This window comes from Nocardia sp. CY15, from assembly GCF_009829295.1.
Taxonomy (GTDB): Bacteria; Actinomycetota; Actinomycetes; order Mycobacteriales; family Mycobacteriaceae; genus Nocardia; species Nocardia sputi.
The window spans coordinates 107,640-133,837 of record NZ_VUOT01000015.1; the positions used below are offsets into that span (position 1 = coordinate 107,640).

General features: G+C 68.1%; 26 protein-coding genes. 10 read left to right on the forward strand and 16 right to left on the reverse strand.

What is annotated here, in order from left to right; translation table 11 throughout:
• Window positions 1–22 precede the first annotated feature (22 nt).
• The 13 genes from GVY39_RS18350 to GVY39_RS18410 form a co-directional block, all read right to left on the reverse strand.
• A complete protein-coding gene (locus GVY39_RS18350) occupies window positions 23–949 on the reverse strand; it encodes a hypothetical protein (protein ID WP_159926084.1) in 927 nt (308 codons plus the stop codon).
• Between the two features lie 2 nt (window positions 950–951).
• A complete protein-coding gene (locus tag GVY39_RS18355; RefSeq protein ID WP_159926086.1) occupies window positions 952–2,001 on the reverse strand; it encodes a 3-oxoacyl-ACP synthase III family protein in 1,050 nt (349 codons plus the stop codon).
• 86 nt (window positions 2,002–2,087) lie between these two features.
• Window positions 2,088–2,924, reverse strand: a complete 837-nt coding sequence (locus GVY39_RS18360) for an SDR family oxidoreductase (RefSeq protein WP_159926088.1) — start codon at window positions 2,922–2,924, stop codon at window positions 2,088–2,090.
• Window positions 2,925–3,231: 307 nt separating this feature from the next.
• Window positions 3,232–3,660, reverse strand: coding sequence for a DUF4189 domain-containing protein (locus GVY39_RS18365; RefSeq protein WP_159926090.1), 429 nt, complete (start codon window positions 3,658–3,660; stop codon window positions 3,232–3,234).
• 385 nt (window positions 3,661–4,045) lie between these two features.
• Window positions 4,046–4,384, reverse strand: a complete 339-nt coding sequence (locus GVY39_RS34460) for a metal-sulfur cluster assembly factor (RefSeq protein ID WP_255466221.1) — start codon at window positions 4,382–4,384, stop codon at window positions 4,046–4,048.
• A gap of 113 nt (window positions 4,385–4,497) precedes the next feature.
• Window positions 4,498–4,995: a Fe-S cluster assembly sulfur transfer protein SufU gene (sufU, locus tag GVY39_RS18375; protein WP_159926101.1), complete on the reverse strand. Its 498-nt coding sequence runs from the start codon at window positions 4,993–4,995 to the stop codon at window positions 4,498–4,500.
• A gap of 22 nt (window positions 4,996–5,017) precedes the next feature.
• Complete coding sequence (locus GVY39_RS18380; RefSeq protein ID WP_159926103.1) at window positions 5,018–6,289, reverse strand: cysteine desulfurase; 1,272 nt, start codon at window positions 6,287–6,289, stop codon at window positions 5,018–5,020.
• A 1-nt stretch (window position 6,290) separates the two neighbouring features.
• Window positions 6,291–7,067: a Fe-S cluster assembly ATPase SufC gene (gene sufC, locus GVY39_RS18385; protein ID WP_159926105.1), complete on the reverse strand. Its 777-nt coding sequence runs from the start codon at window positions 7,065–7,067 to the stop codon at window positions 6,291–6,293.
• Between the two features lie 37 nt (window positions 7,068–7,104).
• A complete protein-coding gene (gene sufD / locus GVY39_RS18390; RefSeq protein ID WP_159926107.1) occupies window positions 7,105–8,274 on the reverse strand; it encodes a Fe-S cluster assembly protein SufD in 1,170 nt (389 codons plus the stop codon).
• On the reverse strand, window positions 8,274–9,710 hold the full coding sequence (sufB, locus tag GVY39_RS18395) for a Fe-S cluster assembly protein SufB (RefSeq protein ID WP_159926109.1): 1,437 nt from the start codon (window positions 9,708–9,710) through the stop codon (window positions 8,274–8,276). Before sufB ends, sufD begins: the two co-directional genes overlap by 1 nt.
• Window positions 9,707–10,516 carry a metalloregulator ArsR/SmtB family transcription factor gene (locus GVY39_RS18400; RefSeq protein WP_159926111.1) on the reverse strand — a complete coding sequence of 270 codons (810 nt, stop codon included), beginning with the start codon at window positions 10,514–10,516 and terminating at the stop codon, window positions 9,707–9,709. Before GVY39_RS18400 ends, sufB begins: the two co-directional genes overlap by 4 nt.
• 308 nt (window positions 10,517–10,824) lie before the next feature.
• The gene (locus tag GVY39_RS18405; protein WP_159926113.1) at window positions 10,825–11,844 is read right to left on the reverse strand and encodes a zinc-binding dehydrogenase; all 1,020 of its coding nucleotides are present in this window, start codon (window positions 11,842–11,844) and stop codon (window positions 10,825–10,827) included.
• Window positions 11,845–11,884: 40 nt separating this feature from the next.
• Window positions 11,885–12,568 carry a TetR/AcrR family transcriptional regulator gene (locus GVY39_RS18410; RefSeq protein WP_159926115.1) on the reverse strand — a complete coding sequence of 228 codons (684 nt, stop codon included), beginning with the start codon at window positions 12,566–12,568 and terminating at the stop codon, window positions 11,885–11,887.
• A 94-nt stretch (window positions 12,569–12,662) separates the two neighbouring features.
• Here GVY39_RS18410 and mptB point away from each other — a divergent pair, with 94 nt between their 5' ends.
• The 5 genes from mptB (at window position 12,663) to pip (ending at window position 18,204) form a co-directional block, all read left to right on the forward strand.
• A complete protein-coding gene (mptB, locus tag GVY39_RS18415; protein WP_159926117.1) occupies window positions 12,663–14,345 on the forward strand; it encodes a polyprenol phosphomannose-dependent alpha 1,6 mannosyltransferase MptB in 1,683 nt (560 codons plus the stop codon).
• A gap of 73 nt (window positions 14,346–14,418) precedes the next feature.
• Window positions 14,419–15,351, forward strand: coding sequence for an ABC transporter ATP-binding protein (locus tag GVY39_RS18420; RefSeq protein WP_159926119.1), 933 nt, complete (start codon window positions 14,419–14,421; stop codon window positions 15,349–15,351).
• Window positions 15,348–16,139 (forward strand): ABC transporter permease, encoded by a 792-nt coding sequence (locus GVY39_RS18425; RefSeq protein WP_159926121.1) that lies wholly within the window; start codon window positions 15,348–15,350, stop codon window positions 16,137–16,139. The genes GVY39_RS18420 and GVY39_RS18425 overlap by 4 nt, the downstream gene beginning before the upstream one ends.
• Window positions 16,140–16,205: 66 nt before the next feature.
• The gene (locus tag GVY39_RS18430) at window positions 16,206–17,180 is read left to right on the forward strand and encodes a heme A synthase (RefSeq protein WP_159926123.1); all 975 of its coding nucleotides are present in this window, start codon (window positions 16,206–16,208) and stop codon (window positions 17,178–17,180) included.
• Window positions 17,181–17,220: 40 nt separating this feature from the next.
• Window positions 17,221–18,204, forward strand: a complete 984-nt coding sequence (gene pip / locus GVY39_RS18435) for a prolyl aminopeptidase (RefSeq protein WP_159926125.1) — start codon at window positions 17,221–17,223, stop codon at window positions 18,202–18,204.
• Window positions 18,205–18,223: 19 nt separating this feature from the next.
• Here pip and GVY39_RS18440 read toward each other — a convergent pair whose 3' ends face one another.
• The 3 genes from GVY39_RS18440 to GVY39_RS18450 form a co-directional block, all read right to left on the reverse strand.
• A complete protein-coding gene (locus GVY39_RS18440; RefSeq protein ID WP_159926127.1) occupies window positions 18,224–20,458 on the reverse strand; it encodes a serine/threonine-protein kinase in 2,235 nt (744 codons plus the stop codon).
• A gap of 385 nt (window positions 20,459–20,843) precedes the next feature.
• Window positions 20,844–21,068, reverse strand: a complete 225-nt coding sequence (locus GVY39_RS18445; protein WP_159926129.1) for a hypothetical protein — start codon at window positions 21,066–21,068, stop codon at window positions 20,844–20,846.
• Window positions 21,065–21,568 (reverse strand): DNA-directed RNA polymerase subunit beta, encoded by a 504-nt coding sequence (locus tag GVY39_RS18450; protein ID WP_236565521.1) that lies wholly within the window; start codon window positions 21,566–21,568, stop codon window positions 21,065–21,067. The genes GVY39_RS18445 and GVY39_RS18450 overlap by 4 nt, the downstream gene beginning before the upstream one ends.
• A gap of 367 nt (window positions 21,569–21,935) precedes the next feature.
• Here GVY39_RS18450 and GVY39_RS18455 point away from each other — a divergent pair, with 367 nt between their 5' ends.
• From GVY39_RS18455 to GVY39_RS18475, 5 genes are all read left to right on the forward strand, one after another.
• Entirely contained in the window at window positions 21,936–23,171 is a 1,236-nt protein-coding gene (locus GVY39_RS18455) for a helix-turn-helix domain-containing protein (RefSeq protein ID WP_159926131.1), read from the forward strand.
• A 186-nt stretch (window positions 23,172–23,357) separates the two neighbouring features.
• The gene (locus tag GVY39_RS18460; protein WP_159926133.1) at window positions 23,358–23,531 is read left to right on the forward strand and encodes a hypothetical protein; all 174 of its coding nucleotides are present in this window, start codon (window positions 23,358–23,360) and stop codon (window positions 23,529–23,531) included.
• A complete protein-coding gene (locus GVY39_RS18465; RefSeq protein ID WP_159926135.1) occupies window positions 23,498–23,983 on the forward strand; it encodes a hypothetical protein in 486 nt (161 codons plus the stop codon). The genes GVY39_RS18460 and GVY39_RS18465 overlap by 34 nt, the downstream gene beginning before the upstream one ends.
• Before the next feature lie 104 nt (window positions 23,984–24,087).
• On the forward strand, window positions 24,088–25,323 hold the full coding sequence (locus tag GVY39_RS18470; RefSeq protein WP_159926137.1) for a helix-turn-helix domain-containing protein: 1,236 nt from the start codon (window positions 24,088–24,090) through the stop codon (window positions 25,321–25,323).
• A 192-nt stretch (window positions 25,324–25,515) separates the two neighbouring features.
• Entirely contained in the window at window positions 25,516–26,061 is a 546-nt protein-coding gene (locus tag GVY39_RS18475; protein WP_236565522.1) for a flavoprotein, read from the forward strand.
• Window positions 26,062–26,198 lie beyond the last annotated feature (137 nt).

Sequence of the window (26,198 nt, forward strand, 5' to 3'; positions counted from 1 at the left end):
ATCCGGGCACGAATCACATACTTCACCCGAACGCGGGCGCTTTCTGTCGCGCGGGCGACGCCAGCCGGGGCCGGTAGGCGAGACAGGCGGCCGATGCTCCGTCCGCTGCCAGGAAGATGACGGTGCGCGCGGTGTCGAGCAGGCCCGTGTCCAGTGCGTTCAGGTAGGCGTGCACCGGGGCCGCGGTGTAGGGAGCTTCGAGCGAGGGGTCGAAGCCGACGACCGACTGCGGCGGTATGGCCAGGGCGTCCGCCAAGCCGGCCCGGAAGCGGGCATCCGGGATCGGAGCCAGCAGCACCGCCTGCCCCTCGGCGAAGTCGCCGCCGTCGAGTCCTTCCTCGTCCAGGCAGGAGCGCGCGGTCGCGGTCGCCAGATCCACCGGGTCATCCGCACCGGCACGAACACATATGGCGCTACGGCCGTCGGCGCCGGCATCGCCCAAGGCCACCCAGGCGATCGGGTCGACGGGACCGGTGGTCTCGCAGGTGTGCAGCCGGCCGAATCCGCCCGCGGCATCCGAACTCCCGAGCAGCAGCGCGGCGCCACCAGCGCTGTAGGGGAAACCGGCGACCTCACGCCGGGTCGAGGGGTGGGTATCGCCCGCGACGAGCAACGCATACCTCACGGTCCCGGTGGCGAGGAACGCTTCGGCGGTCACGATGGCATGCAGCAGACCGGTAGCGCCATGCATGAGGTCGAAGGAGAAAGCGGGGACACGCCCCGTCTCGTAGGCCAGTCCCAGGCCGATCCGCTTCTGGATGAGCGCCGACACCGCGGGCTCGGAGATGTTGCTGTCCCGGAAGACACCCGCGTTGACCAGCATGCCGATCTCGTCGAGGCCGACATCCGAGCGCTCCACGCAGGCGAGTGCCGCGCGGGCGGCCAATTCGAAGTAGCTGCCGGTGTCGAGGTCGCGGTTCGTCGCGGCCGAGACGATCGTCGTCGCCATGCTCATGCCTCCAGACGCGAGATGGTCGCGGCCAGATACCCGGAGACGATTCCCGACGCCGCCGGGATCATGAGGATTTTCGACCCTTTGGGGATCCTGCGTTGCGCGAGATATTCGTGCAAGACCAGGAAATGCGAGGTCGAGGCCGTATTGCCGTAATCCTGCAACACATTGAGAGCCTGCGGCATCGGCGTGCCGAAATGCCGTTCGGTCAGGTCCGAGATGTATTCGATGGCAGGGGCGCTGAACTGGTGGTGGATCCAGTAGTCGTACTTCTCGCTCTCCCACCTGCGACCGGTTTCGGCGAAGAAGTCGGCTATGCGGTTGATCGCCTGCTGGTACCGGGCCTCGTTCTGCATGGCGCGGTTGTCGGTGTACATCGCGATCCCGCCGGTGCGGTCACTGGGCATGCCGAGGCAGTGCTCGGCGCCGTCGGCTGTGGTCATGAGTTCGACGTAGTGGATTTCGTCGTTGTCGTCACCGCGCCCGTCGAGCACGACCGCGACCGCCGCGTCCCCGACGGTCAACGCCGCGAATTGCGGGTCGTAGGGCTGGCTGATCTCGCGCACCGCCGTCTCGGCGATCGGGGTGATCTGCTCCCCGCTGACCACCAGGCCATTGCGCACCACCCCGGCCTTGATCATGCGGTCGAGCACCATCACTCCGGTGAGCATTCCGGCGCAGGCGTTGGAGACGTCGAAGTGCCGTGCCGCGTCCGCGCCGATCGCCCGGCCCAGCATCGATGCGAAAGACGGTGCGTAGCAGAAGATTCCCGCGCCACGGGTGCGAGTGATGGAGGCCGAGATGACGACGTCCAGCTCGTCGGCCCGGTAGTCGGAGTACAGCAGACAGTCCTCGATCGCGTGCAACGCCAGCTCGAAGGACGATTCGTACCCGTCCGGATCGGAGTTGTAGACACGCCGATTCCTGATGCCGGTGATGCGCTCCAGATCCAACGACCTCGGCACAGCCAGCTCGGCGATCAGATCCTCGGTAGAGCGGACGGTCGTGGGTGTGTACGAGCCGATCGACTCGAAACGAGTACGAAGCATAACCCCTGCTTTCTGCTTCAGTCGGCGACAAAGGTCCGGTGATGCTCTGGCGACAACGTTGTCGGGAGTCGCTGGTCCCGCCACGTCTACTCGGTCAGTCCCACCAAGGCCGCGCTGATATCGCACAGCTGCTGAGCGACCGCGTCGTCCTGGGCCAGACGCGACGGAGCCTTGACGCGGTTCTTCTGGAAGTAGCAGCCGCTGACCGCGGCGACTTCGGGATCGGTGGCCAGGTACGTGAGGGCTCGTCCGCCCTCCGCGGCGGACACCATGAACAGTCGCTTGGCGAGCGCGACCAACGGTTGGCCGAACCACGGCATCGAATCCCAGATCCCGGTCGCCACCGCACCGGGGTGAAAGGCGTTGACCGTCACTCCGGTCCCTTCGAGACGCCGCGCCAGTGCCCGTGTGTAGAGGACGTTCGCCAGCTTGGAGCGGCTGTACGCCTTCTCCCCCGAGTATCCGTGCCGGAAGCCCAGATCCGTGAAATCCATGGTGGCGCCGAACTGCATGACCGAGGAGGTGAACACGATGCGTGACGGGGCGCTGCTCACCATCAGCTCGGTGAGCAGTTCGGTGAGCAGGAAACCACCGAGGAAGTTGACCGCGAACGTGGCCTCGACGCCGTCCTCGGTTTCGATCCGAGTGTTGTGGTAGGCGCCCGCGTTGTTGGCCAGCACATCCAAGTGGTCGTATGCGGCCAGAACCTCCTTGGCCAGCTGCCGGACAGATGACTGGGAGGCGAAATCGCACTCCAGCGTCTCGACGCCCGCCGCCCCCGCGGACCGCACCAGCTCCGCCGCGGCGGAAAGCTTCTGCGGATTCCGCCCGACCAAGACGAGCCGATTCCCCTCAGCTGCCAGCTGCTGGGCCGATTCGAGACCGATACCCGATGTCGCCCCCGTGATCAGGATTGTCTGCACAGCGGAACACCCTGCCACAGAAGTTTCCTCGAAGATTGCTGACACGAGCCACCCGCACCGATATTTTCATCGATCAGGCATGAATCGCGGTCCAGTCAGCATGAACCGCGGCGATCCCGAGTCAGGGCTCGAGCATCGATTGAGGTGAATCGCCCCTGACAGCGACGACGGTTTCGACCATGGTGCGCGAAATTCCCGCGCCTACTCTACGAGTGTCTATTTGCCGAGGATGCGCGGCTCGGAAATCATTGCGGCGCCGCGCTGTCCGGCGCGGCACGGTCGGCGGCCAGCTGTGACCGCGCCTCGATCAGGCGGTCGCCGTGCAGGCGGTCAGGCGGATGGTCGCGGCGCGCGGTATGGCGCTGCCGAGATCCGGGAAGGCGGGAGCGCTGAGACCGAGGGTGCCGATGGCCTTCTGCTCGGCTTCGGCGCGCGTGGGCGCCCACGCCCATCCGTGCTTGCCGTCCGCGCCGCGGGCCACCGACCCGCAGGCGTTCCAGAACTGCACGACGGCCCGGCAGTCGGTGACGCCGCACTCGGCACGGGCCGCGGTCTCGGCTGCGGCGGCGCTTGCGAAATTGACCGCCGACGCGACGGCGCCGGTACTGGACGAAAGCGCAAGCGCGCCATAGTAGACCCCGGCCGCACGCGCTTCACTCGCGGAATTGCCGACCACGGCGCAGGTGGCGGCGGACACCACCGCCAGACCGAGAACAGCCTTGCGCGGCACCGCCATGTCATCCTCCACGTCTGGCGAACGAGTTCAGGACTCGGATCATCGTGCAGCGCAGCCGTGTTGTCCAACGAGTGCCTTCCCAGCCGGTGCGGCAGCGAGTAGGCGGGTCGCGCCAGTACTCCCGGTCCGGGGTGGGGACCCGTGGTTTCCTCGGCGATGACCTGCGGGCCGCAGGCAAGCGAGCAGCGCCAAACCAGACACCAGCGCGGGCCTCACCCGTGACTTCGGTGACTTCGCAAGACGCCGACCTCGCGGCCTGTATCACCGGCCCCGGACGAAGCTCGGGGATCCCACCGCACTGCACTGGTCACCCGGCGTTGTCGTGCGGGGGACGAGCGGTCGCCATGCAGGCGGTCAGTCGGGTCGGCGGCGGTACCCCAGCCGGTTACACCGTGAACCCGAGGGCGCGCAGCTGCTCGCGGCCGTCCTCGGTGATCTTGTCCGGACCCCACGGCGGCATCCAGACCCAGTTGATCTTCAGATCCTCCACCAGGCCGCTGCGCACCAGCGCGTTGCGGGACTGGTCTTCGATGACGTCGGTCAGCGGGCAGGCCGCGGAGGTCAGGGTCATGTCGAGGATCGCGATGTTGTCCTCCTCGACGCGCAGCCCGTAGACCAGGCCGAGGTCGACGACGTTGATGCCCAGTTCCGGGTCGACGACGTCGCGCATCGCCTCTTCGATGTCCTCGAGCAGTTTGATGTCCTCCGAAGACAATCCAGCCAACTCAGCCGACTCGGACGATTCAGCCGACTCGGACGTCTGCGACACCTCCGACAGCTCGGCGGCAGGCGCGGCCTGCTCCGTCTGCTCGGTCGTGTCGACGGCCGGTGTGTCACTCATGACGCTTTCCCGTTTCCCTCGGAGTGTGCAGTTCCTTCGGCGGCCCCGGTGGGCTGATCAGGGCTGATTCGCAGGACGGCGTCCTTGAACGCCATCCACCCGAGCAGCGCGCACTTCACCCGCGCGGGGTACTTCGACACGCCCGCGAGGGCGATGCCGTCGCCGATCACGTCCTCGTCGCCCTCGATGGTGCCCCGGCTGGAGATCATCTCACTGTAGGAGTCGACCACCTTCAGCGCCTGCTGCACCGGCAGCCCGATGACCTGATCGGTGAGGATCGAGGTCGCGGCCTGGCTGATCGAGCAGCCCTGACCGTCGTAGGAGACGTCGGCGATGTCGCCGTTCGCGTCCAGCTGCACGCGCAGGGTCACCTCGTCGCCGCAGGTCGGGTTCACGTGGTGCACCTCGGCCCCGAACGGCTCGCGCAGCCCGCGGTGATGCGGGTGCTTGTAATGGTCCAGGATCACTTCCTGGTACATCTGCTCCATGCGCATGTCTTGTGCAACCCCACTGTGTCTAATCGTCGGCGTTCGCTGCGCTCACACCGAAGAACGCTTGAGCCTTCCGCACCGCGGCGACCAGCGCGTCGACCTCGGCGAGGGTGTTGTAGACCGCGAACGAGGCGCGAGCGGTGGCGGCGACGCCGAAACGGCGGTGCAGCGGCCACGCGCAGTGGTGGCCCACCCGGATGGCCACGCCCTCGTCGTCCAGGATCTGACCGACGTCGTGGGCGTGGATGCCGTCGACCACGAACGACACAGCGCCGCCGCGGTCGAGGTTCTCGATGGGGCCGATGACGCGCACGCCATCGATCCCGGCCAGCCCTTCCAGCGTCGCGCCGACCAGCGCGTGCTCGTGCGCCGCGACCGCGTCCATGCCGATTTCTTCGAGATACCGCACGGCCGCGCCCAATCCGACCACCTGCGAGGTCATCGGCACACCGGCCTCGAACCGCTGCGGCGGCGGCGCGTAGGTGCTGTGGTCCATGAAGACCGTCTCGATCATGGACCCGCCCGTGATGAACGGCGGGATCTCCTCCAGCAGCGCTCGGCGGCCGTAGAGCACGCCGACGCCGGAGGGACCGAGCATCTTGTGGCCGGAGAACGCGGCGAAATCCACGCCGAGGTCACGGAAGTCCACCGGCATGTGCGGTACCGACTGGCAGGCGTCGAGCACTACCAGCGCGCCCACCGCCTTCGCCCGGCGCACCAATTCGGCGACCGGGGCGACGGCGCCGGTGACATTGGACTGATGGGAGAACGCGACCACCTTGGTGGCGGGCGACAGTTCCAGCGAGTCCAGGTCGATCCGGCCGTCCTCGGTCACGCCGTACCACTTCAGGACGGCGCCGGTGCGGCGGGCCAGTTCCTGCCAAGGCACCAGGTTGGCGTGGTGTTCCAGCTCGGTGATGACGATCTCGTCACCCGGACCCACGTGGTAGGGGAACCTGTCGTCGGCGAACGCGTAGGTCACCAGGTTCAGTGACTCGGTGGCGTTCTTGGTGAACACGATCTCGCCCGCGTCGACGCCGACGAACCGCGCGATGTCGGCCCGCGCGCCCTCGTAGGCGTCGGTCGCCTCCTCGGCCAGCTGGTGCGCACCGCGGTGCACCGCCGAGTTGCTGGTGATCAAGAAGTCATGTTCGGCCTCGAGCACCGTGATCGGCCGCTGCGCGGTCGCGCCGGAGTCCAGATACACCAACGGTTTCCCGTCCCGGACCGTGCGGTTCAGGATCGGGAAGTCGGCCCGGATACGGGCGACGTCGAGGGTGCGGACCGTAGCGGTCATGTCAGGCTCCAGCAGTGGCGTTAGCGGTGAAGCGGACGTAGCCGTTGGCGTCGAGTTCCTCGGCGAGTTCGGCGCCGCCCTCGGCGACGATGCGGCCGCCGACGAAGACGTGCACGAACTCCGGCTGGATGTACCGCAGGATGCGGGTGTAGTGCGTGATCAGCAGAACGCCGCCGTTCTCGCGCTCCTTGTAGCGGTTGACGCCCTCGGAGACGATCCGCAGCGCGTCGACGTCCAGGCCGGAGTCGGTCTCGTCCAGGATGGCGATCTTCGGCTTGAGCAGGCCCAGCTGGAGGATCTCGTGGCGCTTCTTCTCACCGCCGGAGAATCCCTCGTTCACGCTGCGCTCGGCGAAGGCGGCGTCGATCTCCAGTTCGCTCATCGACTCCTTCACCTCCTTGACCCAGTGCCGCAGCTTCGGGGCCTCGCCGCGCACGGCGGTGGCGGCGGTGCGCAGGAAGTTCGACATCGAGACGCCGGGAACCTCGACCGGGTACTGCATGGCGAGGAACAGGCCGGCACGCGCGCGCTCGTCCACCGACATCGCCAGCACGTCCTCGCCGTCGAGGGTGATCGAGCCGGAGGTCACCGTGTACTTCGGATGGCCCGCGATCGCGTAGGACAGCGTGGACTTGCCGGAGCCGTTGGGGCCCATGATGGCGTGCGTCTCACCGGATCTCACCGTGAGGTTCACGCCCTTGAGGATCTTGATGGGCTCGCCGGACTCGTCGGGGTTGGCGACCTCGACGTGCAGGTCCTTGATTTCCAGGGTGGTCATCGAATTCGAATTCCTTTGCCAGGTATGGGGTCGTTGATCAGGCGCCGATGGCGGCGAGTTCGGCCTCGATGGCCGCCTCCAGCCGCTCCCGGAACTCGGGCACCGCGATCTTCTGGATGATCTCGTGGAAGAACCCGCGCACCACCAGGCGGCGGGCGGCGTCCTCCGGGATGCCGCGGGCGCGCAGATAGAACAGCTGCTCGTCGTCGAACCTGCCGGTCGCGGACGCGTGTCCGGCGCCGACGATCTCGCCGGTCTCGATCTCCAGGTTCGGCACCGAGTCCGCGCGGGCGCCGTCGGTGAGTACCAGGTTGCGGTTGACCTCGAAGGTGTCGGTGCCCTCGGCGGCGGCGCGGATGAGCACGTCGCCGACCCACACGGTGCGGGCGTCGCCCTTCGGCGAGTGCGGATCCCCTTGCAGCGCACCCTTGTACAACACGTTCGACTTGCAGTTCGGGACGGCGTGATCGACCAGCAGGCGCTGCTCGAAATGCTGGCCCGCGTCGGCGAAGTAGAGGCCGAGCAGTTCGGCGTCGCCGCCGGGGCCTTCGTAGCGGACGTTGCCGGTCAGGCGCACCAGGTCGCCGCCGAGGGTGACCGAGATGTGCCGCAGCGTGGCGTCGCGACCGAGCTTGGCGTGGTGGGCGGTGGCGTGGACGGCGTCATCGGCCCAGTCCTGCACGGCGACGACGGTCAGCTTGGAGGAATCGCCGAGCACGAATTCCACGTTCTCCGCGTAGGTTCCGCTGCCGCGCTGGTCGATGACCACGGTCACCTTGGCGAAGCGGTCCAGCCGGATCTGGAGGTGGCCGTAGGCGGTCTTGCCTTCGCCGGGCCCGGTGATGGTGATGGTGACCGGCTCGGAGACCTCGACCTCCTGGCCGACCGACACGACGGTGGCCTGCTCGAAGCCGGAGTAGGCCTGCGCCGCGACGCGATCGGACGGCACGCCGCCCGCGCCGAGCCTGCTGTCGGCACGGTCGACGGTCTCGACCGTCACGCCCTCGGCCGCGGCGACCTCGACGACCGCGTGGCCGTCCCGGACCGCGGTGCCGTCGTGCAGGCCGCGCAGCGGTGTGAACCGCCACGCCTCGTCCTTCCCCGACGGCACCTCGAAGGCGTCGACGTCGAAGGAGGTGAACACCTCACCCTTGTTGACCGCGGGGGTACGGGCCTCGGCCGCTTCGGCAACGTTCTCCACTGCCATCAGCCGACGGCTCCTTCCATCTGCAGTTCGATCAGGCGGTTCAGCTCGAGCGCGTATTCCATCGGCAGTTCCTTGGCGATCGGCTCGACGAAGCCGCGCACCACCATCGCCATCGCCTCGTCCTCGGTGAGGCCGCGGCTCATCAGGTAGAACAGCTGGTCCTCGGAGACCTTCGAGACGGTCGCCTCGTGACCCATGGTCACGTCGTCCTCGCGGATGTCGACGTAGGGGTAGGTGTCGGAGCGGCTGATCGTGTCGACCAGCAGCGCGTCGCACTTCACCGTCGACTTCGAGCCGTGCGCGCCCTTGTTCACCTGCACCAGGCCGCGGTAGGAGGCCCGGCCGCCGCCGCGCGCCACCGACTTCGACACGATGGTCGAGGACGTGTGCGGCGCCAGGTGCAGCATCTTCGCACCGGTGTCCTGGTGCTGGCCCTCGCCGGCGAAGGCCACCGAGAGCACCTCGCCCTTGGCGTACTCGCCGGTCATCCAGACCGCCGGGTACTTCATGGTGACCTTGGAACCGATGTTGCCGTCGATCCACTCCATGGTCGCGCCCGCCTCGGCCTTGGCCCGCTTGGTGACCAGGTTGTAGACGTTGTTCGACCAGTTCTGGATGGTGGTGTAGCGGCAGCGGCCGCCCTTCTTCACGATGATCTCCACCACCGCGGAGTGCAGCGAGTCCGACTTGTAGATCGGCGCGGTGCAGCCCTCGACGTAGTGCACGTACGCGCCCTCGTCCACGATGATCAGCGTGCGCTCGAACTGGCCCATGTTCTCGGTGTTGATCCGGAAGTAGGCCTGCAGCGGGATGTCGACGTGCACGCCCGGCGGCACGTAGATGAACGAGCCACCCGACCACACGGAGGTGTTCAGCGCGGAGAACTTGTTGTCACCAGCGGGGATGACCGTGCCGAAGTACTGCCGGAAGATCTCCGGGTGCTCCTTCAACGCCGTATCGGTGTCGAGGAAGATGACGCCCTGCTGCTCCAGATCCTCACGGATCTGGTGGTAGACGACCTCGGACTCGTACTGCGCGGCGACACCGGAGACCAGCCGCTGCTTCTCCGCCTCGGGGATGCCCAGCTTGTCGTAGGTGTTCTTGATGTCCTCGGGCAGCTCGTCCCAGGACGCGGCCTGCTTCTCGGTCGAGCGCACGAAGTACTTGATGTTGTCGAAGTCGATGCCGTCGAGATTGGAGCCCCACAGCGGCATCGGCTTGCGGTCGAAGATGCGCAGGGCCTTGAGCCGCTGTTCGAGCATCCATTCCGGCTCGCTCTTCTTCGCCGAGATGTCGCGGACAACCGCCTCGGACAGACCTCGTTGCGCACTGGCGCCGGCCACATCCGAATCGGCCCAGCCGTAACCGTATTTGCCCAGCGAAGCAATGGCCTCTTCCTGGGTGAGCGGTTGCACCTGGTCGGTGGTCGTCGTCATTCGGCACTCCTTCCGGAGTCGTTCGTTCGTACCGCTGCGGGCTGTGCAGCGGTTGGTGCTGACGTTTCGGTCCGGTCGGCCGACAGGACGAGCAGCGGCACGTGCGTGGTGCACGCGCAGTCGCCGTTGGCGATCGTGGCCAGCCGCTGCACGTGCGTGCCGAGCAGTTCCCGGAACGCCTCGAGTTCGGCCGCGCACAGTTGCGGGAACTCTTCGGCGACGTGCGCCACCGGGCAGTGATGCTGGCAGATCTGCACGCCCGCGCCCACCTTGCGGGTGGTGGCGGCGAATCCGGCGTCGGTGAACGCCTCGGCGATCTCCTCGGCTTTGGCCTCGGTCTGATCCGGGGTGTGCTGAGCGACCGGTTCGATCCCGGCCACGATAGTGCGTGCCCGTTTGCGAGCGAACTCGGTGAGGGCCTGTTCGCCGCCGATCTCCCCCAGCTGCCGCATGGCGGCTCCGGCCAGATCGTCGTACGCGTGGCCGAGCTGGCCTCGCCCGGCAGCGGTGAGCTGGTACTGCTTCGCCGGGCGGCCGCGGCCTTTCTGCTGCCAGGGCGCCGATCGGCCCGCGCGCGCCTGACCGGAGTCGATCAGGGCGTCCAAATGCCTGCGCACGCCCGCCGGGGCCAAGCCCAGCTTGTTCCCGATGGCGGTAGCGGTGATCGGCCCTTCTTCCAGCAGCAACTGCACGATGGCCGCTCGGGTATGCCCTTCACCGCCGACCGTCGCGGGCGCAGCAACCGACCCGGCGCCGGCCTTGCGACCAGCTCCTGCGTCGTCCCTCCGCAAACCCACGGTTTTCACAACATCAGTGTGGCGGAATTCGTTCCTAAAATCTAATAAGGGTGCCCTGAGTCAGCGGGCTGTTCGGCCGGCGGGCGATCCGGCGTGCCGGAGCTGACCGGTTCCACTCTTCGGACAGGTGTCCACCCTCGCATGCCGGTAATCGGAGCGGAACTTTTCCGGCTGACCTGCGCAGAAGGAACGGGGGCCAGCACCGGTCGGCGCACGTGAGCAAGACGCGGAGCGTGCGGCGCCTCGCATCCGGCGCGATCGCCGGGACTCCCACCTGCCGCGGCGATTCCGTGAAGTGCCGTTCGTCACAGCCCTGCTCATCGCACGGCGACGAGCTTCATCGGCGTCTCCAGCAGCGCGTCCACCGCCTCGTCCCAGGCGACTGTGGCCGTGGTGACCAGCGACGGATCGAAACGACCGGCCGCGACGAGATCGAGGATCTCGGGAATGACCGGACGGACGTGCGCGCGGCCGGTGTGAAAGGTGCAGCACCGGGAGTACATGTCGAAGATCGGCAGGGCGACGTCCCGCAACTGGACGCTGACGCTCGTGCACCAGCCGTCGTATGCGGTCGCGCCGATCGCCGCGCGCAGCGCCTTCGCCCCGCCCGCCGCCTCCACGGTGACGGGGAACCGGCCGATCCGCGCGTCCTGCGGCCCTTCGATCGCCTCCGCACCGAGCGACTTCGCGATCTCCAACCGCTCGGCGGCGTCGTCGAGATACACCACGCGAGCGGATCCGAGGGCGACCGCGAGTCCGGCCGCGTAGAGGCCGATCGAGGGCGCGGCCGGGCCGCCGATCACCAGCACTTCCGCGCCGGGATCGTCGGCCAGTCGCGGCCCCACGGCACGGTAGGCGTCCGGGATGTTGTCGCTCGCGCTGGCCACCGCGACCGGGTCGACGCCGGACGGCAGCCGGACGAGCATGGCGTCGGCGTGCGGCACGAGTGCCAGATCGGCCCACAGGCCGCCCCAGTCCAGCCCACCCAGGGTGCCGAGCCCGAAGGTGGACAGCGGCGGATGGCTCGCGCAGTTGCCGGTCCTGCCCCGCGCGCAGGGTCGGCAGGCGCCGCACGAGATCTGGAACGGCACCACGACCAGATCGCCCACGGCGACGCCGCGGACCTGCGGGCCGATCGCGACCACCTCCGCGACGCCCTCGTGCCCGAACGGGTACGGCCCCGGCAGCGGGAACGCCCCGCGCAGCACGGCCGGGTCGATGTCGCAGGTAGCCAGCGCGACCGGCCGTACCAGCGCCTGGCCGGGGTCGCTCAGGACGGGTTCGGGGTGTTCTTCCCAGCGCATCGCACCGGGACCGGAGAGCATCAGACGCTTCATCGTCCGAGTGTCGCTAGAACGTTCTTTCTAGTCAAGGCCTTCACCCGGAACCGCCCTGCTCGGCAGGTAGTTCCGGTGGTTTTCCGGCCGCGGCCGTTGCACCGGGCTCGGCCGTCGGCGCCGATCCGTCCGGCCCGGACGGCGCGCCTCCGATCCCCGCCGCCGCGAAGGTCGACCGGATGAGCCGCTCCATCGACTTGGCCACCGTGCGCAGCGGCGCGTCCGTCTGCCGGATCCGTGCCAGGATCGTGGCGCCCTCGTAGGCGGCGACCACGGTGGTGGCCAGCTCGGCCGCGTCCGCTCCGCCGAGGCCGAGCTCGGCGAGCAGCCCCGCGAACGCCTGCTCCATCGTGTCGAATGCGTGCACGCAGGCCGAGCGCACCGCCTCGACGTCACTGCCGCCGTCCAGCGCGGGCGTCCCGATCGGGCACCCGTCGGTCCAGTCCGAGTCCCCGAGCTTGGCGACCATGAACTCGAACAGCGTGCCCATGGTGGCGAACACGTCGGTCGGCGCCTGCCGGATCATCCGGCCGGTCAGCACTCCGGTCCCGGTGATCGCCGCGACCGCGATCTCCTCCTTGCCGCCGGGGAAGTGGTGGTAGATCGAGCCGTACGGCAGTTCGGCCGCCTCGCTCAACGCCTTCAGACCGAACCCGTGATATCCGTGCCGCGCGAGCAGCCCGCACGCGGCGACCTCGATCCGCCGCCTGGACTCCGAAACCATCCGTCGATTGTGCCCCGCGGGCGGGCCGGGCCCGGCCGGAACGAGCGGGGTCCGTGCGCGGTGCGGCGCCGCCGCTGGAACTAGGCTTCGTTGCGTGGCGGTACTGGAGGGCGCGCGGCGCAGGACACTGGCGTTCGGGCGCCGGGCACTCGGACTCGACGTGCCCGCGGCCGATCACACGATCGCGGTGCTGCACCGGGACGAGTCGGAGGTGCCCGGTCTCGACCGCAAGGAACTCGCGCAGCTCGACCGGATCCGCCTGATGGGCGCGACCGGCACGGTGCTGATGGCGATCAGCGCGCTCGGCATCGGCGCGCAGCCGGTGCACCAGAATCCGACCTCGTGTGTCCGCGTGCTCGGCATCTTCGCCCGCGCCCACACCGGCTCGCTGGCCATGTGCATGACCGGCACCGTCGTCGTCGTGCTGGCCTGGCTGCTGCTGGGCCGGTTCGCGGTCGGCGGCATCGGCGGCTCCCCCATCCACCGGCTGACTCGCTCGCAGCTGGACCGCACGCTGCTGCTGTGGCTCATCCCGCTCAGTGTGGCGCCGCCGCTGTTCAGCAACGACGTCTATTCCTATCTGGCGCAGAGCGAGATCGCCGCGCGCGGCATCGATCCCTACGAGGAAGGCCCGGTCGCGGGACTCGGGATCGACAACGTTCTCACCAACAACGTTCCGACCATCTGGCGCGACACCCCCGCGCCCTACGGTCCGCTGTTCCTCTGGGTCGGCCGCGGTATCGCCGAACTCACCGGCGACAACATCATCGCGGGGGTCTGGGTGCACCGTCTGCTCGCGCTCGGCGGCGTCGCGCTGATCGTGTGGGCGCTGCCGCGGCTCTCGGTGCGCTGCGGCGTCGCGCCGGTGAGCGCGCTGTGGCTCGGCGCGGCCAACCCGCTGGTGCTGTTCCATCTGGTCGGCGGCGTGCACAACGACGCGCTGATGCTCGGCCTGATGCTGGCCGGCCTGGAGTTCTGCCTGCGTGCCATCGAGGACACCCACCCGTTCGACGGCCGCGCCTACGCGTGGCTGATCAGCGGGGCGATCATCATCACCCTGTCGTCGACGATCAAGTTCACCTCGATCATCGTGCTCGGGTTCGTCGGCATGGCCCTGGCTCGGCGCTGGGGCGCCTCGCTCCGCACGGTCGCCGTCGCGGCCGCCATGCTCGGCGCCATCGCCATCGGTACAACGCTTTTCATCAGTTCGGTGAGCGGTCTCGGCTTCGGGTGGATCTACACGCTGAACACCGCGAGCGTCGTCCGCAGCTGGATGTCGCTGCCGACGGTGCTCGGCATCATCACCGGGTTCGGCGGTGTGCTGCTCGGGCTCGGCGATCACACCACCGCGCTGCTGAGCATCACCCGGCCGATCGCCGCGGTGGTCGCGGGGTTCTTCACCGTGCGCATGCTGGTCGCCACCGGCACCGGGCGACTGCACCCGGTCGGCGCGCTCGGCGTGGCGCTCGGCGCGATCGTGCTGCTGTTCCCCGTGGTTCAGCCCTGGTATCTGCTGTGGGCGATCGTGCCGATGGCGGCGTGGGCGACCCGGCCGGTGTTCCGCGTTCCGGCGGTGGCGTTCTCGGCGATCGTGAGCGTCATCCTGATGCCGCGCGGCGCCGACCTGGAGGTGTTCCAGATCGTGGGCGCCGCGATCGCCACCGTGATCGTCGGAGTGCTGTTCATCGCGCTCACCCGCAACTCGCTGCCGTGGCGGGGGCAGACGGGGGTGTCGGCTCCGTCACAGGTGCCCACCTCTTACGGTGTGACATCGTGACCGAGCGTGGCGAGGGAGCCATCTACACAGCACCACCGGGTGCGACGCAGCCGAGCGCGGACGAGGCGGAGTCGTGACCACAGCTTCCGGACCGGCGGTCAGCGTGGACGGCGTCGTCAAGCGGTACGGCTCCACCACAGCCGTCGACGGCCTGACGTTCGAGGTCGAATCGGCGCAGGTGCTGGCGCTGCTCGGCCCGAACGGCGCGGGCAAGACCACGACCGTGGAGATGTGCGAAGGCTTCGCCACCCCGGATGCGGGCACGGTGCGCGTACTCGGCCTGGACCCCATCTCCGATTCCGAACGGCTGCGTCCCCGCATCGGGGTCATGCTCCAGGGCGGCGGCGCGTATCCCGGTGCGCGAGCGGGTGAAATGCTCGACTTGGTGGCCGCCTACGCGGCGGATCCACTCGACCCCGACTGGCTGCTGCGCACCCTCGGCCTCCAAGACAACCGCCGTACGCCCTACCGCCGCCTCTCCGGCGGGCAGCAGCAGCGGCTCGCCCTCGCCTGCGCGCTGGTGGGCAGGCCGGAGATCGTGTTCCTGGACGAACCCACCGCGGGCTTGGACGCCCAGGCCCGGCTGATCGTCTGGGAACTGATCGATGCCCTGCGCCGCGACGGGGTGACCGTCGTGCTGACCACGCACATGATGGACGAGGCCGAGCAGCTGGCCGACCAGCTGGTGATCATCGACCACGGTCGCATCGTCGCCTCGGGCACGCCGGCCGAGGTCACCGCGCACGGGGCGGCCGGGCAGCTGCGGTTCTGCGCGCCGCCCAAACTGGACCTGGAGCTGCTGGCGAACGCCCTGCCGGAAGGGTTCGCGCCCCGGGAGACCGCCCCGGGCACCTACCTGGTGGAGGGTGAGATCAATCCGCAGGTGCTCGCGACCGTCACCGCGTGGTGCGCGCGAATGAACGTGCTGGCCACCGACATCCGGATCGACCAGCGCCGGCTGGAAGACGTCTTCTTGGAACTGACCGGACGGGACCTGCGCGGATGAGCGAGCACGACCGGAACGCCAACCGTTTCGCGCCGGGCACCTTCGCCCCCGGGCCGCGCCCGAGCAGCCGCGCGGCGATGCTGTTCGCGCAGACCCGGCTCGAGCTGATCCTGTTGCTGCGCAACGGCGAACAACTCCTGCTGACCATGTTCATCCCGATCACCCTGCTGGTGGGACTGAGCCTGCTGCCGTTCGGCGACCTCGGCTCGCACCGGGTGGACAAGATCGTGCCCGCGGTGATGATGGTGGCCGTCATGTCCACCGCGTTCACCGGTCAGGCCATCGCGGTCGGCTTCGACCGGCGCTACGGCGCGCTCAAGCGGCTGGGCGCGACGGCGCTGCCGCGGTGGGGCGTCATCGCGGGCAAGAGCGCGGCCGTGCTCATCGTGGTCGTGCTGCAAGCGGTGTTGCTCGGCGTGATCGGCTTCGCGCTCGGCTGGCGGCCCGAACCCGCCGGGCTACTGCTGGGAGCGGCGGTGATCGCGCTCGGCACCGCGACCTTCGCGGCGATGGGCCTGCTGCTGGGCGGCACCCTCAAGGCCGAGGTGGTGCTCGCGCTGGCGAACATCCTGTGGTTCGTCATGCTCGGCGTCGCCAGCATCGTGTTCGCGGCCGACGACCTGCCCGCCGTGGCGAGCGTGCTCGCGCGGCTGGTGCCTTCGGGCGCGCTGGCCGAAGCCCTGGAGAACGCGATGCACACCGGCGTCGACTGGCTGGGGCTGGCTGTGCTGGCGGTGTGGGGCCTCGTGGCGGGCGTGGCGGCCACCCGGCTGTTCCGCTTCCACTGAGGCTCAACGACAAAAGGTAGTAGACCGGGTGCTGCCCCCGGATCCGGCGGGGCTACCATGTGCGACGTGCTGTATCGCGCGTTCCTGCGACTCGTCGACAAGCTGCCGCTGCCCTCGTTGCGGGCGCAGCTCCTGACCGCACTGGCGGTCATCCTGACGCAGGCGGGTATCTCGGTCACCGGCGCCGTCGTGCGGGTCACGGCGTCCGGTCTGGGCTGCCCGACCTGGCCGCAATGCTTCCCGGGCAGCTTCACGCCGGTCGCGGTGTCGGAGGTCCCGGCCATCCATCAGGCGGTCGAGTTCTCCAACCGGCTGCTGACCTTCGTGGTGTCGCTGTTCGCCGGGCTGATCGTCCTCGCGGTCACCCGGGCGCGCCGCCGCCGTGAGGTGCTGGTGTACGCGTGGCTGATGCCCGGCGGCACGGTCGTGCAGGCGATCATCGGCGGCATCACGGTGCGCACCGGACTGCTGTGGTGGACCGTCGCGACCCACCTGCTCGCGTCCATGGTCATGGTGTGGCTCGCGGTGGTGCTGTACGCGAAGATCGGCGAACCCGACGACGGCGTCGACACCGTGCGGGCGCCCGCGCCGCTGCGCTGGCTCACCGTGCTCGCCGGGGTCGCGCTCGCCGCGGTGCTGATCGCGGGAACTCTGGTGACCGCGGCCGGTCCGCACGCGGGCGACAAGAGCATCGAGCGACAGGTGGAGCGCTTGCAGGTCGAGATTGTCACCTTGGTGCATCTGCACTCCCAACTGCTGGTCGGGTATCTCGCGCTGCTGGTCGGGCTCGCCTTCGGCCTGTTCGCGGTGGGCATCACGCCCGCCGTGCGCACCCGCCTGTTCGTGCTGCTCAGCGTGGTCTGCTCGCAGGCGCTGGTCGGAGTCGTGCAGTACTTCACCGACGTCCCCGCGGCGCTGGTCGTGGTGCACGTGGGCGGGGCCGCGGCGTGCACCGCCGCCACCGCCGCACTGTGGGCTTCGTTGCACACCCGGGAGCGGGTGGCCGTCCCGAAGGCGGACGCCGCGACGCAGGCCGCCTGAGCGAGCGCTACCGCCGCACTCGGCGGTAGCGTTGTCGATCGTGTCCAGGCCTGACCCGCATTCCGATGCACCGCAGCCTTTTCCCGAGATAGAGCCGTATGCCCGCGGACTGCTGGACGTCGGGAACGGCCAGCGGATCTACTGGGAGACCAGCGGTAACCCGGACGGCAAACCGGCGTTGGTGGTGCACGGCGGTCCCGGCGGCGGCGGAGGGCGCGGATCGCGCAAGACGTTCGACCCGGCGTTATACCGAATCGTCCTGTTCGATCAACGTGGCTGTGGGGAGAGCCTGCCGCACGCCTCCGACCCCGCGGTCGATCTGACACACAACACCACCCAGCACCTGATCGCCGACATGGAACGGCTGCGTGAACACCTCGGTATCGAACGCTGGCTGCTCTACGGCGGCTCCTGGGGCGCGACGCTGATCCTCGCCTACGCGCAGCGCCACCCCTTGCGGGTCGGCGAGATCGTACTGGTCGGGGTCACCATGACCCGGCAGGAGGAAATCGACTGGCTCTACCGCGACCTCGCCCGGCTGCTGCCCGAACAGTGGGAGACCTTCCGCACGGGCGTTCCGCTCGCCGACCGTCACGGCGACCTCGTCGACGCCTATCGCCGACTGATGGAAAGCCCCGACGCCCCGACCCGCGAGGCGGCCGCGCTGCGGTGGTGCGCCTGGGAGGACGCGGTGATCGCGCACGAGAATCTGGGCAGCCCAGGCCAGTACAGCGCCAAGCCGGACGCCGCGCGACTGGCGTTCGTCCGGATCTGCACGCATTACTTCGCCAACGCGGCCTGGCTGGAGGACGGGCAATTGCTGGGCGACGTGCACCGGCTGACGGGCATTCCGGGCGTGCTGATCCACGGCAGGCTCGACCTGAGCGCCCCGCTGTACACCGCCTGGCAGCTGGCCCGAGCATGGCCCGAATCCGAACTGCAGGTCATCGATGATTCGGGGCACACCGGCAGCTCGGCCATGGGTGCCGCCGTCCTGCGCGCGATCGCCCGGTTCGCCACATAGGCTCCACCGGCGCGGCCGATCAGCGCACGCCCGCCACCGGTCCCCTGACCACCCGCTGCAACGCGCGCAGATCCGCGTCGAGCGTCCGGTAGAGCCAATAGACGGCGACGAAAGCGAGTCCGCCGACCGCGCACAGGCCCAGGACCGAATCGCGCACCAGCGGAAGCTCCTGCTCGGGTTCGAGCAGGCTGAATCCGGCCAGCACTCCGACCACCGGAACGGACGCGGTGACCGCGAGATAGATCGTGGTTCTTCGACGCAGTGCGCGAATATGGCCGGAGTCGTGCGCCGTGGGGCGGCTGTAGCGCAAATAGACCGGATAGACGGAGCGGACGATGTAGAAGGTCGACAGGAAGAACGTGTAGGCGACCGAGATGACGGCTGCCATGAAAACCGTCATCGCCGCGTGGATCACCAGCCGCGCCGGAAGGTCGGTGAGCCAGAGGCACAGGAACACCCCCGTCACGGTGGCCGTCAGCCCGGTCTGGAAGGTGTTCAGCGCACACATATCGCCCCAGAACAGTGTTCGCGCCCGCACCCGCGCGAGCAGAGCGTCGTCATAGCGTCTGCCCTCGCGCAAGCCGCGAAGAACCGCGAGCTGATCACGGGACATGAATACGTAGATGACGATGGACAGCGGGCCTGCGATGAGAACGAAAATGTAGACACCCATGTTGAGCTGCCAATTGGTGGCATCCGACAGACGCTCTCTGAGCAGTTCTTGCACGTGCGCGGCCATATAGATCGTGGCCAGGCCGACGCCGACCAGCGACGACAACCACAGGACGGGGGTGGGCCAGCGGGAAAGTCGTAGCCGCCAGCTGTTCGGCGGCGGATAGACGAGATCGCGGGCCCTCTCCTCGAGGCACAGGTCGAACTGCTGGGCCAGTTCCGCACCGGACGAGTAGCGGTCCGCACAGTCGGGTGACAGACATTTCAACAGCACGCGGCGCAGCGCGACCGGGCAATCCGGCGGAAGCTCCGAGAGGAACTTCGGCTCGACGGGTCTGCGCCGCAGTTCGATCATGCGGGCCAGCGATGTCTCCGACTCGCCTGCGGAGGTTTCGTCCACGAAGGGGCGGCGTCCGGTGAGCAACTCCCACAGCATGACCGCCAGCGCGAAGATGTCGCTTCGAGTATCGAGGTCGGCGGCGGTGCCGGGCAGGTCAGGATGACAGGCTGCCAACTGCTCGGGCGACATATACGCCAGTGATCCGCCGAAGTACGCCAAGGGGCTCGTGCCCTTGACCCGTTCGCTGAAACTGACGTTGAAGTCTGCCAGCTTCGGAATTCCCTCGGCGCTCAACAGCACGTTCGCGGGTTTGATGTCCCGGTGCAGCACCCCGCGTTCGGACGCGTGCTGCAGCGCGTCCGCGAGTCGGCGGCCGAGCCAGGCGACGGTCTCCGGCCAGGTCAGTGCGGCGATCCGGGTGCGAACGGCTGATTCCGTCGGCCGTACCTCGCCTTTGTCGGCGAGTACCTTGTCGACGGCGTCGAGCAGCAGTTGCCCACCACGCCGGTCCCGAGGCGTCGCGCGCGACAAGCGCAGCACGTCGAGCAGTGTTCCGCCGGGCAGGTACTGCATGTAGAGCAGCTTCAGTTCGCCGTCGGCGATGAGTCGCTGGTCGAAGATGCGCACGATGTAGTCGTGGTCCAGCTGCGCGAGCGTCTGCGGCTCGTTGCCGTGGTTGTGCGAGATCTTGACCGCGACCAGTCGCTGCATCGATTGCTGGCGAGCGAGATACACCTGCGCGAACGCACCGACCCCGATCCTCATCAGGAGGTCGAAATCGTCGACCTGGTCGCCGACGTCGATGGCGTCGAGCGCGATTTGCGCACCCGGGCGGGCGATCATCGTGCTGCGGTAGTCGCTGGTGAGCCGGTCGAGTTCACCAGCGGCCGCCGTGGCGGTGGCGGTCAGGTCGGCGGCATCGCTTCCACGATCGCCGCGGCGCATGGCGTGGTATTCCTCGTAGACCAGGTCGGCCGGAAACGGCCCGTTTCGCAGCTCGGGGAATTCCGCGCGGTAGTCGATCAGCCGCTTTGGGAAGTCGTAGCGAATCCAGCGATATTCGAGGTCGACCTTGATCAATTCGATCAGGATCGTGCGCCGCTCGGCTCGGTCCCGAGGTAGGTAGGCCGACAGGTCGGGTGGAGATCCGGACGCCCAAGCCTCTGCGAACTGCGCCACGACGGCGGCGAGCGCCCCACGGGTTCGTTCCGCCGCATCGGCCAGATCGATCGGCTCACGCATCGGTAGCTCAGAATCAGCCGTGGTCGATCAAACGGCGGCTTCGCACGATGCGTCCTTGCCTTGTAGGTGTTTCACATCCGCTCCTCGACGTTGAATTCCCCTGTTCCAGGGTATCGCTCCGCGTGGGGCAGGCGCTGCATCTGCGCGAGACCTACAGATTGATTACGTTGCACATAATTCGCTGACTCGCTCACTCACAGCACAGCCTCGCCGGCGGCAGCACCCGCATTGCCGTCTTCGACGATTGAACCGGCCAACGCGCCGCCTGCGCCGCGACCCACGTTCCGGAACCGATCAACCGTCCAGACACCGATCGCAGCGCGACTTCCCGCCGAGTCCACCTCGGCGCTCGGAAGCCGCAGCCGCGTGCACCTCCCGCTCACCCTCACGGGTCGAGGAACAGCCTCTCGTTGGGCAGGCGAGGTAGACCGGTCGGATCATCCGGCAGCACCGTCACCGCATCCTCGTAGTGACGGGAACGCCATTCCTTGACGAACAACGCGGCGGCGGTCGCGCAGGCCGCGAAATCCAAACGCACATCATGGAATTGGACCGACAGGTGGACATCGTTCTCCTCCGGCCGTGGCGACGGCTGGTCCGGCGCGGTCACCACCGGCGCCCTGTGCGCTGACGAATCGCCGCGACCACGACCGAGCCCGATGGCCGGAACGTGTCGCGCGGCGGTTCGATCCACACCCGGAAGCACGGTGACCGGTCGGCGGGCGAAGGCAGCGCGATCTGCGCACCGCAGCGGGCGACCGACACGTCCAGGCGGAACAGTTCGGCGAACAAGCCGACCTCGTCGGGCAGGTCCGGCCGCACCAGATAGGTCCAGCGTTTCGAGCGCGGATGCGAGATGATCGGCCCCAGCGCCGCCCGCCGGACCTGCATCAGCGCCTTCACCTCCTGACCGAGACGAGCGGGCATGGTGATCGCACCCACCCGGCCCGCGGGCACGATGATGCGCCCGAGCTCCGGTTGCACGGCCGCCGCGAGTCCGCACTGCCGGTAGAAGCGGCACCGGCTGACCGGGGTGTCGGCCGCCGGATCGGTGGGTTCGCTCACCGCGCGCTCTCCGCCGCGGCCGACGCGCCGCAACTCAGTAGCCATAGCGCCGAACCCGGCTCGAGCTCCACACCGGCTGCGCAGCTCGCGCCGACCTCATGCCGGCACCGGTCGGCGACCGGCCGCACCACGATGTCGTCAGCGTCCGGTTCCACGGACATGTCGTACCGCGCGCACGCGAAAACCTTTCCCCGCATCACTTTGCCTTCCCCTGCTCGTTCGTTGTGAGCACCCACCGGGCGAGCGCAACCGATGTGCGGCGCGCCGACGCGCCGCGCGCATGGTCGGCCCGTGTCAGGGCGAGTGCTCGAGAAAGCTTGGCGGGCAGCGAAACTCGCGCTGTCCCGGTGCGGGACACCTGGCAACGCGTCTAGCATGGGGTTTTCGATCAGCACCCGGCGAGGGAGAGCCGATGAGCGAAGATCTGGGGAAGGACGACGAAGGCCGGTACATCGGCCGTCGAGTGCGCACCATTCGCGCCCGGCGGGGGATCTCGCAGCAAGTCTTGGCCGACCGCGTCGGCGTCAGCCGGGGAGCCATCGCCAAGTACGAGAACGGCGAGCGTCCCATCGACTCCCGGCGCACTCTGCACGCACTCGCCCAGGCGCTCGGCGTGGCGGTCGGTGACCTGACCGGCGACCAGCAGGATCGGCTGGATCCGATCTCCGCCGGGTTCCACTCCGCGGTATCCGACATCGAAACCGTGCTCTGGACGCACGGGAACATCACGACCGCCGCCCCGTCGCGAAGTCTGGACGAACTCACCGCTGCGACGCAATACGCTGCTGAACTGCGGCGTGCATGTGACTACGCCACGCTTGGTCCAATGCTCGCCCCTCTGCTGATCGACTGCTATCGCCATACTCGCGAGGCGACCGGCGCAGGCCGGGACCGAGCCTGGGACGCGCTGGCCACGGTCGCCTATCTCACGGCCCAGTCGGCATCGCGCCGGGGGTATCCCGCGCTGGCGTGGACAGCGGCGCAGGAAATCGAACGCGCGGCCGAAAAAATCGGCGGCACATCGGGTCCGGCGACAGCCGCTTACACTCGAAGCCAGATACTCCTCGCCCGTCCCGGGACTCTGCCTGCCGCCCTCCATGACGCCTCGGCCACAGCCGAGCGGCTGGCACCGGATGTGCGATCGCTGGGGGAAATCGAAACCTACGGCATGCTGCACCTGCAAGCCGCACTCGTCACCGCCGCACTCGGCGGCGACCCGGCCGACCACTTGCACGAGGCGGACGAGCAAGTCGCCCGGCGCGAGCGGTCGACCCCGGACCCCGCCCTCCTGCGCAACCCGACCTTCAACGCGACGAACGTGACCTTGTGGCGGATGTCTGCGGCGATGGAACGCCGCGAACCAGGACAGGTACTCGAACTCGCCCCCACCCTCGACCCCCAGACAATCCCCGCCGAAGGCCGCCGAGCCCAATACTTCGTCGAAATCGGCCGCGCCCACGCCCTCCGGCGCGACTACCGCAACTCCCTGCACGCCCTGCTGCGCGCCGAACACATCGCCCCCCAACAAATCCGCGGCATGACCCACGTCCGCGAACTCGTCGGCCACATGATGCGCACCGCCCGCCGCGACCTCACCACCGGCGACCTGGGCCGCCTCGCCAAACGCATCGGCGCCGTCCCCACCTGACAACTCCCCCGAATCCGACGAAACACACTAGATCGACAAACCCGCGCCTGCTCATCCGAGATCAAATCCTTCGCAGTACACAAGATTTTGAGCGATCCTTGCAATCGACCGGGTACGACGGGACAGGAGACGGAAACGATGCAAAGCGGAACTGTATGGCGCTGGAAGCCGGGGAACGGTACCGGCGTGATCAAGCTCGATGACGCCGACAGCACGCTCGTATGGTTCCACCTGTCGGACGCCTGCGGTGATTTGAACATCACCACAATCGCCGAAGGTCTGCCGGTCGACGTCGATATCGAGCAGATTCCACAGGGGGAATTCACATGCCGCGCCAAATCGGTCCATCGAAGAAACTGACCCTCGTGATCGCCTCGGCTTCAGCGATGGGCGTCCTCGTCGCTGCCGCGGCTCCGGCGAACGCCGTCCCCGGCTATGCCGACTTCACGCCCCATGCAACGAGTTACCGATACGAGGGAAAACACGGCACCTTCACCGGGGACGCCGTCTATTCGTTCCAGCAACCTGATGGCGGTAATCGCTTGATCTGGTCCTTGACGCTGTCGCCCTATGTACAGGGGTTGATCGTGGGCGACATGGCGTGCGGCGCCTACGTCGAGGGTGTAGCGAACTACACCGATCACCACAGTGCCATCCCGAAGGACTACCGATGGCATTCGGTGGTCAAGAACCTGCAGCTCGACAAGCGGTACAAGCTGATCATGGACTGCGCGTTCCAAGCCACCAACGGACACGTCGTCTCCCCTGGTCACGCTGACTTTCAGATGGTCTTCACACTGAAATCCAGCTGAATCGAGGTACCCGATGCACCGGTAGTCATACCGCTTTGCGGGGTGGGGTGCAGCAGCCTACCTCTAGCATGGGGTTTCGATCAGCACCCGGCGAGGGAGAGCCGATGAGCGAAGATCTGGGGAAGGACGACGAAGGCCGGTACATCGGCCGTCGAGTGCGCACCATTCGCCTACGGCGGGGGATCTCGCAGCAAGTCTTGGCCGACCGCGTCGGCGTCAGCCGGGGAGCCATCGCCAAGTACGAGAACGGCGAGCGTCCCATCGACTCCCGGCGCACTCTGCACGCACTCGCCCAGGCGCTCGGCGTGGCGGTCGGTGACCTGACCGGCGACCAGGACGACCGGTTCGACCCGTCGTCGGCCGGATTCCATGCCGCAGTGCCCGCTATCGAAACCGCCCTCTGGACCCGGGGCGACAGCACCCCGATTGCGCCGCCCCGCAGCCTCGAGGACCTCGCCGCAACAGCACGTCATGCCGCCCATCTGCGCCGTGCGTGCGACTACGCGGCGCTCGGACCGTTGTTGCCTCCTTTGCTGACCGACTGCTATCGACGCACCCGTGATTCGACCGGAGCCGATCGTGATGTCGCGTGGGACGTACTCGCGGCGGCGGCATATACGACAGCCGCGTCGTTGAAGGCGCGGGGATATCCGGCGTTGGCTTGGACGGCGTCGCAGGAGATCGAGTACGCAACCGCGAACATCGGTGGCACATCAGGTCCAGCGACCGCCGCCTTCACCCGAAGCCAAATCCTTTTGTCGCGCCCAGGCTCACTGAAAGCCGCTCTCGACGGCGCGGCCGATGTTGCCGAGCGCCTTGGTTCGGATGTGCGATCGCTGGGGGAAATCGAAACCTACGGCATGCTGCATCTACAGGCCGCCCTCGTCACCGCCGCACTCGGTGGCGATCCGGGCGATCACTTGGACGAAGCGCGCCAGCAAGTGACCCGCCTCGCTCAGGTTCCCCCGGAAACCGCGACTCTGCGCAACCCGACGTTCGACGCCGCGAACGTCACTCTGTGGCAGATGTCGGCAGCCATGGAACGTCGCGAACCAGGACAGGTACTCGAACTCGCCCCCACCCTCGACCCCCAGACAATCCCCGCCGAAGGCCGCCGAGCCCAATACTTCGTCGAAATCGGCCGCGCCCACGCCCTCCGGCGCGACTACCGCAACTCCCTGCACGCCCTGCTGCGCGCCGAACACATCGCCCCCCAACAAATCCGCGGCATGACCCACGTCCGCGAACTCGTCGGCCACATGATGCGCACCGCCCGCCGCGACCTCACCACCGGCGACCTGGGCCGCCTCGCCAAACGCATCGGCGCCGTCCCCACCTGACAACTCCCCCGAGTCCGACGAAACACACTAGATCGACAAACCCGCGCCTGCTCATCGCCTCGGCGCGAGCGGTGGGCGTCCTCGTCGCTGCCGCGACTGCGGCGAACGCCGTCCCTGTTCATGCCGACTTCACGCCCCATGCGCGCGACGCGGGCGTGACACCATGATCCCGTGGACGCCAATGGAAATCCCGTGCTGTACGCCCTGGTGACCGGCTCGCCCGCCGCACGTGATGTCGGCAAGTTGATCACCCTGGCTCGAGCGGATGGCTGGGTCACATGCGTGATCGCCTCGCCATCCGGCACGCGGTTCATCGACGCCGACGCGATCGCGGCGCAAACCGGCTATCGCGTGCGCAGTGAGTACAAGGAACCCGGCACGCCGGATGTGCTGCCGCCCGCCGACGGCATCATCGCCGCTCCGCTCACCGGCAACTCGATCGCGAAATGGGCTGCGGGCATATCCGATACGCTTCTGCTCGGCCTGCTGGTCGAAGGGCTCGGCAAGGGTTTGCCGATCGTGGGCGTGCCTTACTCGAATCGCGCGCAGATCAGCTTTCCCGCCATTCAGGAGGGGTTGCGCAAGCTGTCCGATTGGGGCGTAACCATCGTGATCGGTGAGGGTGAACCGCACGAGCGAGGCACCGGGGAAGCGCGTCTGCCCCACTTCCCATGGCAGGCGGCCTGGAAAGCGCTCCTCGGGCATCCACGCCGAACCAGCGCCGACCATCCGAACTGACTCGCACCGCCGCTGGACACCACGCCGCTCGGTTGTGCCGACAACGCGTGCGCGTTCCCGACACTGTGCGGTACGAGACCGGCAGTGGCGGCGAAGTCACCAGGCCGGTCTCCGACATGGGGCCGGTCGACAGCTGA

Bases quoted from the DNA above. Each gene is read 5' to 3' on its own strand.
- GVY39_RS18350 (WP_159926084.1), bottom strand. From the start codon at position 949: ATGGCGACGACGATCGTCTCGGCCGCGACGAACCGCGACCTCGACACC.
- GVY39_RS18355 (WP_159926086.1), bottom strand. From the start codon at position 2,001: ATGCTTCGTACTCGTTTCGAGTCGATCGGCTCGTACACACCCACGACC.
- GVY39_RS18365 (WP_159926090.1), bottom strand. From the start codon at position 3,660: ATGGCGGTGCCGCGCAAGGCTGTTCTCGGTCTGGCGGTGGTGTCCGCC.
- sufU (WP_159926101.1), bottom strand. From the start codon at position 4,995: ATGCGCATGGAGCAGATGTACCAGGAAGTGATCCTGGACCATTACAAG.
- GVY39_RS18380 (WP_159926103.1), bottom strand. From the start codon at position 6,289: ATGACCGCTACGGTCCGCACCCTCGACGTCGCCCGTATCCGGGCCGAC.
- sufC (WP_159926105.1), bottom strand. From the start codon at position 7,067: ATGACCACCCTGGAAATCAAGGACCTGCACGTCGAGGTCGCCAACCCC.
- sufD (WP_159926107.1), bottom strand. From the start codon at position 8,274: ATGGCAGTGGAGAACGTTGCCGAAGCGGCCGAGGCCCGTACCCCCGCG.
- sufB (WP_159926109.1), bottom strand. From the start codon at position 9,710: ATGACGACGACCACCGACCAGGTGCAACCGCTCACCCAGGAAGAGGCC.
- GVY39_RS18405 (WP_159926113.1), bottom strand. From the start codon at position 11,844: ATGAAGCGTCTGATGCTCTCCGGTCCCGGTGCGATGCGCTGGGAAGAA.
- GVY39_RS18410 (WP_159926115.1), bottom strand. From the start codon at position 12,568: ATGGTTTCGGAGTCCAGGCGGCGGATCGAGGTCGCCGCGTGCGGGCTG.
- GVY39_RS18425 (WP_159926121.1), top strand. From the start codon at position 15,348: ATGAGCGAGCACGACCGGAACGCCAACCGTTTCGCGCCGGGCACCTTC.
- GVY39_RS18440 (WP_159926127.1), bottom strand. From the start codon at position 20,458: ATGCGTGAGCCGATCGATCTGGCCGATGCGGCGGAACGAACCCGTGGG.
- GVY39_RS18450 (WP_236565521.1), bottom strand. From the start codon at position 21,568: ATGGCTACTGAGTTGCGGCGCGTCGGCCGCGGCGGAGAGCGCGCGGTG.
- GVY39_RS18455 (WP_159926131.1), top strand. From the start codon at position 21,936: ATGAGCGAAGATCTGGGGAAGGACGACGAAGGCCGGTACATCGGCCGT.
- GVY39_RS18465 (WP_159926135.1), top strand. From the start codon at position 23,498: ATGCCGCGCCAAATCGGTCCATCGAAGAAACTGACCCTCGTGATCGCC.
- GVY39_RS18470 (WP_159926137.1), top strand. From the start codon at position 24,088: ATGAGCGAAGATCTGGGGAAGGACGACGAAGGCCGGTACATCGGCCGT.